Source organism: Actinomadura logoneensis, assembly GCF_003428695.1.
Taxonomy (GTDB): Bacteria; Actinomycetota; Actinomycetes; order Streptosporangiales; family Streptosporangiaceae; genus Spirillospora; species Spirillospora logoneensis.
Genome location: NZ_QURH01000852.1, coordinates 1 through 5,487, shown reverse-complemented (window position 1 = coordinate 5,487; position 5,487 = coordinate 1). Strand labels below are relative to the sequence as shown.

Here is a 5,487-nt window from a genome sequence, read left to right as displayed (position 1 = left end):
GAGCCCGGCCGCCCCCAGCCCGGCCGCCTCAGCCCGGCCGCCCCAGCCCGGCCGCCCCAGCCCGGCCGACCGGGCCTGTCGAGCGGGCCCTGCGGCCGGTGGCACCCGTCCGTCCTGGCAAGGCCCCGGACGAACCTTGGCCGGGCACCGGGAATGACTGATCTTTTCCAGGGAAGGTCCCGGTCATGGTTACGGAAGATGAGGAGAATGCGTCGACCAGCACCGCGGCGGAGGGGCATCCGGCCGCGATCGCCGTGATGCTGGCGGGTGCGGCGGCGCTGGGCGGGTTCCTGTTCGGATACGACTCGTCGGTGATCAACGGGACGGTGGACGCGCTGCGGCAGCAGTTCCACCTGAACTCGTTCTGGATCGGGTTCGTGGTCTCCTCGGCGCTGCTCGGCTGCGCCGTGGGGGCCTGGTTCGCCGGTCCGATCGCCGACCGGGTGGGCCGGATCAGGGTCATGGTGGGCGCGGCGGTCATCTTCCTGGTGAGCTCGGTCGGCTCGGCGCTGGCGTTCAGCGCCGCCGACCTCACCTTCTGGCGGCTGGTCGGCGGCCTCGCCATCGGCACCGCGTCGGTGATCGCGCCCGCCTACATCGCCGAGATCGCCCCCGCCAACCTGCGCGGACGGCTCGGCTCGCTGCAGCAGATGGCGATCGTCCTCGGGATCTTCGCCGCGCTGGTGGTGAACTACATCATCGCCCGGGTGTCGGAGGGCGGCGCGACCGGCCACGTCCCCTGGGGCGGTTCGGCCTGGCGCTGGATGTTCGCCGCCGCGACCGTGCCCGCCGTCCTGTACGGCGTGGTCTCGCTGGCCATCCCCGAGTCGCCCCGCTACCTGGTGAAGAAGCACGAGCTCGCGCGGGCCCGGCAGGTGCTGCGCAAGGTCACCGGGCGCGGCGACGTGGACGTGAAGGTGGGGGAGATCGTCCGGTCGATCGCCTCGGACCGGCCGGTCCACCTGCGCGACCTGCGCGGCAACCGGTTCGGGCTGCTGCCGATCGTCTGGATCGGCATCCTGCTGTCGGTGTTCCAGCAGTTCGTCGGCATCAACGTGATCTTCTACTACGGCACCACGCTGTGGCAGGCCGCCGGGTTCAAGGAGAGCGACGCGATGCTCACCTCGGTGATCAACTCGCTGGTGAACGTCGGCTCCACGCTGGTCGCGATCGCGCTGGTGGACCGGATCGGCCGCCGCCCGCTGCTGCTGTTCGGCGCCGGCCTGATGGCCGTGACGCTCTGCGTGATGGCCGTCTGCTTCGCCACCGCCCCGATCGTGGACGGCGCGCCCAAGCTCGGCGACGTGGCCGGCCCGATCGCGCTGGTCGCCGCCAACCTGTACGTCTTCGGCTTCGCGTCCACCTGGGGCCCGGTCGTCTGGGTGATGCTCGGCGAGATGTTCAACAACTTCATCCGCGCCTCGGCCCTGGCCGTCGCGGCGGCGGCGCAGTGGATCGCCAACTGGCTGATCACCGTCACCTTCCCGTGGCTGTCGGGCATGTCGCTCGGCCTCGCCTACGGCCTGTACACGGTGTTCGCCGCGCTCGCCTTCGTGTTCGTCTGGCGCCTCGTCCCGGAGACCAAGGGCAGGGAGCTGGAGGACATGGACAAGCTCAGGGGCCCGACGCGCAAGCCACGGACGTCCACCGCCTGAGCCGGCGGGTAGTACACTCGGGCGCGTGAGAGCCGTGCTCGTCGCCGTGGTGGCGCTGACGACCACGCCGGGTCCGCCCCGGCGCCGCGGCCGCACGTCCTGATCTTCGAACTGCGGTGAGGCCCCGGGAGTGACTCCCGGGGCCTCACCGCGTTCCGGGGACCGGTCGATACCATTTCGAACCCGACCAGTAACGCGAGGAGACACCGTGTCAGAGCTGCGCATCACCCTCGACGGAAGCGAGCGGGTGGTGCCTGCGGGCACGACCGCCGGGCAGGCCCTCGAGGCCGACGGCCGCACCGTGATCGCGGCGCGCGTCAACGGGCAGCTGCGCGATCTCGAGCACCCGGTGGCCGAGGGCGACACCGTGGAGCCGGTGGAGATCGGTTCGGTGGACGGTCGCGCCATCATGCGGCACTCGGCCGCGCACGTGATGGCCCAGGCCGTCCAGGAGCTGCACCCGGAGGCGAAGCTCGGCATCGGCCCGCCGGTCGAGAACGGCTTCTACTACGACTTCGACGTCGCCGAGCCGTTCACCCCCGACGACCTCAAGCGCATCGAGAAGCGGATGCGCGAGATCGTCAAGCAGGGCCAGCGCTTCTCCCGCCGGGTCGTCTCCGACGACGAGGCGCGCGCCGAGCTCGCCGCCGAGCCGTACAAGCTGGAGCTGATCGGGCTGAAGGGCTCGGCGTCCGCCGAGGACGGCGCGAACGTGGAGGTCGGCGCGGGCGAGCTGACCATCTACGACAACCTCGACGCCAAGTCCGGCGACCTGCGTTGGAAGGACCTGTGCCGCGGGCCGCACCTGCCCACCACCCGCGTCATCCCGGCCTTCAAGCTGATGCGGACCGGCGGCGCGTACTGGCGCGGCAGCGAGAAGAACCCGCAGCTCCAGCGCATCTACGGCACCGCGTGGGAGTCCCGCGAGCGCCAGGACGAGTACCTGGCGATGCTCGCCGAGGCCGAGAAGCGCGACCACCGCAAGCTGGGCGCCGAGCTCGACCTGTTCTCCTTCCCGCCCGAGCTGGGCAGCGGCCTGCCGGTCTTCCATCCCAAGGGCGGGATCATCCGCAAGGAGATGGAGGACTACATGCGGCAGCGGCAGCTGGAGGCCGGGTACGAGTTCGTCAACACCCCGCACCTCACCAAGTCGTCGCTGTTCGAGATCTCCGGGCACCTGCCGTACTACGGCGAGGACATGTTCCCGGCCTTCGAGCTGGACGGCGTGGACTACCGCGTCAAGCCGATGAACTGCCCGATGCACAACCTGATCTTCCGGGCGCGGGGCCGCTCCTACCGCGAGCTGCCGCTGCGGCTGTGCGAGTTCGGGTCGGTCTACCGGTACGAGAAGTCCGGCGTCGTCCACGGCCTCACCCGCGTCCGCGGCATGACCCAGGACGACTCGCACATCTACGCCACCAAGGAGCAGATGGGCGAGGAGATCAAGTCGCTGCTGCAGTTCGTGCTGAGCGTGCTGCGCGACTTCGGGCTGCGCGAGTTCTACCTCGAGCTGTCCACCCGCGACGACTCCGACAAGTTCATCGGGGACGACGCGGACTGGGAGGAGGCCACCGAGGCGCTGCGCCAGGCCGCGCTCGACTCCGGCCTGGACCTGATGGACGACCCGGGCGGCGCGGCGTTCTACGGGCCGAAGATCTCCGTGCAGGCGCGCGACGCGATCGGCCGCACCTGGCAGCTGTCCACCATCCAGCTCGACTTCAACCAGCCCAAGCGGTTCGGCCTGGAGTACCAGGCGGCCGACGGCACCCGGCAGCAGCCGGTGATGATCCACCGGGCGCTGTTCGGGTCGGTCGAGCGGTTCATGGGTGTGCTGATCGAGCACTACGCGGGCGCGATGCCGCCGTGGCTCGCGCCGGTGCAGGTCGTCGGCGTGCCGATCGGCGACGCGCACGTCCCGCACCTGGAGAAGGTCGCCGCCGCGCTGCGCGCGCACGGCATCCGGGTCGAGGTGGACGCCTCGTCCGACCGGATGCAGAAGAAGATCCGCAACGCGCAGAAGCAGAAGGTCCCGTTCATGCTGCTCGCGGGCGACGACGACGTGAACGCCGACGCCGTCTCGTTCCGCTACCGCGACGGCGAGCAGAAGAACGGCGTGTCCATCCCGGACGCCGTGGACGAGATCGTCAAGGCCGTGCGGGAGCGCGTCCAGGTCTGAGCGCCCGCGAGTCCGATGCACGCGGCAGTGGTCCGCCGGCCGCACGACCGTCGGCGGACCCGCCCTGGCTCATCCAGCGCGGCTCATCCAGCGCCGCTCATCCAACGCGGCTCACCGACTCCACGGCCGCCCGTCCGATCGCAGGGCGGCGCGCCCGGCTTGGTAGCCTCGGCCGCCACCCCCTCGCCCCGACCCCCCGGAGTGCAGCATGAAGACCCGCAGGCCCCCCGCCGGACCAGGGCTGACCGTGGCCCGGTTCCTCGGGTACGGCGGCGCGGCCCTGCTGGTCTCGGCGGCCGTGGCCGTGCTGGTGTTCCAGGCGCTCCACGGCGGGCGGGGGACCGGCGCGTCCGCCTCGGGGACGGGCCGCCCCTCCCAGGACGGCGCGTCCACCGCTCCGGCGGGCTCGGCGCCCGGGACGCGGCAGACCCAGGGCGGGGGAACGGTGCCGACCCGGCCCGGGACGTCCCCGGGCGCGGGCTCGCAGCCCGGCGACCAGGGTGCGCCGATGCCGAGCACGGGGGGCGGCGCCGGCGCCGAGTACTGCCCGGCGGGGACGGCCGTCTACCGCGCCGGACGCACCTCGGGCGTCGAGGTCGCGGTCACGGTCGGCGCCGCGGGCGTGGTGAAGGCCGACGTCACCGTGGCGGGCCACGGTCCGCTCAGCGACCAGGCGTCGGTCCGCAAGGCGGGCACGCACACGTTCCGGTTCGCCGTCGCGCCGACCCTCGTCCGCCGGGTCAAGATCACCACGCTGTCGGTCGGCGTGGACATGCAGACCTGCTACGCCCGTCCCGCCTGACCCGCCCCGCCGGGCACTCTCGCCTCCGCGGCGCCCACGCCGCGTGACCAGGCCGCCCGGCACCCGGCTACGGGTCGCCCCGCGATCCTCTTTATGCTGCTGGTCAGGCCGTCAGCAAAGGAGAGCGCCGCCTTGAGCGTAGAGCCGAAGGGGCCCGTGGTGCCGGAGGGGCGCGGCAGCGCGCCCGGGACGGGGGCGGCGAGGCCGCCGCTGCCGGAGATGGAGGAGGAACGCGGGGGCGGGGGCGTCCCGGACAGCTTCCAGCGCCTGTGGACGCCGCACCGGATGGCCTATATCAAGGGCGAGGACAAGGCGGCCGGCGAGGACGGCGGCTGCCCGTTCTGCGAGATCCCCCGGATGAGCGACGAGGACGGCCTGATCGTGGCGCGGGGCAGCGCCGTCTACGCGGTGCTGAACCTCTACCCGTACAACTCCGGGCACCTCATGGTCATCCCGTACCGGCACGTCGCCGACTACACCGCGCTGGACGAGGAGCAGTACACCGAGCTGGCCGTCTTCACCCGCCGCGCGATCACCGCCCTGCGCGCGGCGAGCGGCGCGCAGGGCTTCAACGTCGGGATGAACCTCGGCTCCGTCGCGGGCGCGGGCATCGCCGCCCACCTGCACCAGCACGTCGTGCCCCGGTGGGGCGGGGACACCAACTTCATGCCGGTGGTCGGCCGGACCAGGGTGCTGCCGCAGCTGCTCCGCGACACCCGGCGGCTGATCGCCGACGCCTGGCCGGACGCCTCCTGACCCGCGCCGCCCGCCGGTCCGCGCCGCGCGCAGGTCCGGCGCCCGGCTTGCGGGCTCAGTGGCCGGTGAGCGGGGAGGGGGACTGCGCCGGCGGCCGG

At 72.4% G+C, this 5,487-nt stretch carries 4 protein-coding genes; all 4 read left to right on the top strand.

The window, feature by feature from the left end:
• The first annotated feature begins 185 nt into the window (after positions 1 to 185).
• The 4 genes from DZF91_RS28890 (at position 186) to DZF91_RS28875 (ending at position 5,389) form a co-directional block, all read left to right on the top strand.
• Positions 186 to 1,655, top strand: a complete 1,470-nt coding sequence (locus DZF91_RS28890; RefSeq protein ID WP_117360279.1) for a sugar porter family MFS transporter — start codon at positions 186 to 188, stop codon at positions 1,653 to 1,655.
• 208 nt (positions 1,656 to 1,863) lie between these two features.
• Positions 1,864 to 3,831, top strand: a complete 1,968-nt coding sequence (gene thrS / locus DZF91_RS28885; protein WP_117360278.1) for a threonine--tRNA ligase — start codon at positions 1,864 to 1,866, stop codon at positions 3,829 to 3,831.
• A 208-nt stretch (positions 3,832 to 4,039) separates the two neighbouring features.
• Positions 4,040 to 4,633 carry a hypothetical protein gene (locus DZF91_RS28880; protein WP_117360277.1) on the top strand — a complete coding sequence of 198 codons (594 nt, stop codon included), beginning with the start codon at positions 4,040 to 4,042 and terminating at the stop codon, positions 4,631 to 4,633.
• Between the two features lie 219 nt (positions 4,634 to 4,852).
• On the top strand, positions 4,853 to 5,389 hold the full coding sequence (locus DZF91_RS28875; RefSeq protein ID WP_117360280.1) for an HIT family protein: 537 nt from the start codon (positions 4,853 to 4,855) through the stop codon (positions 5,387 to 5,389).
• Positions 5,390 to 5,487: the final 98 nt, after the last annotated feature.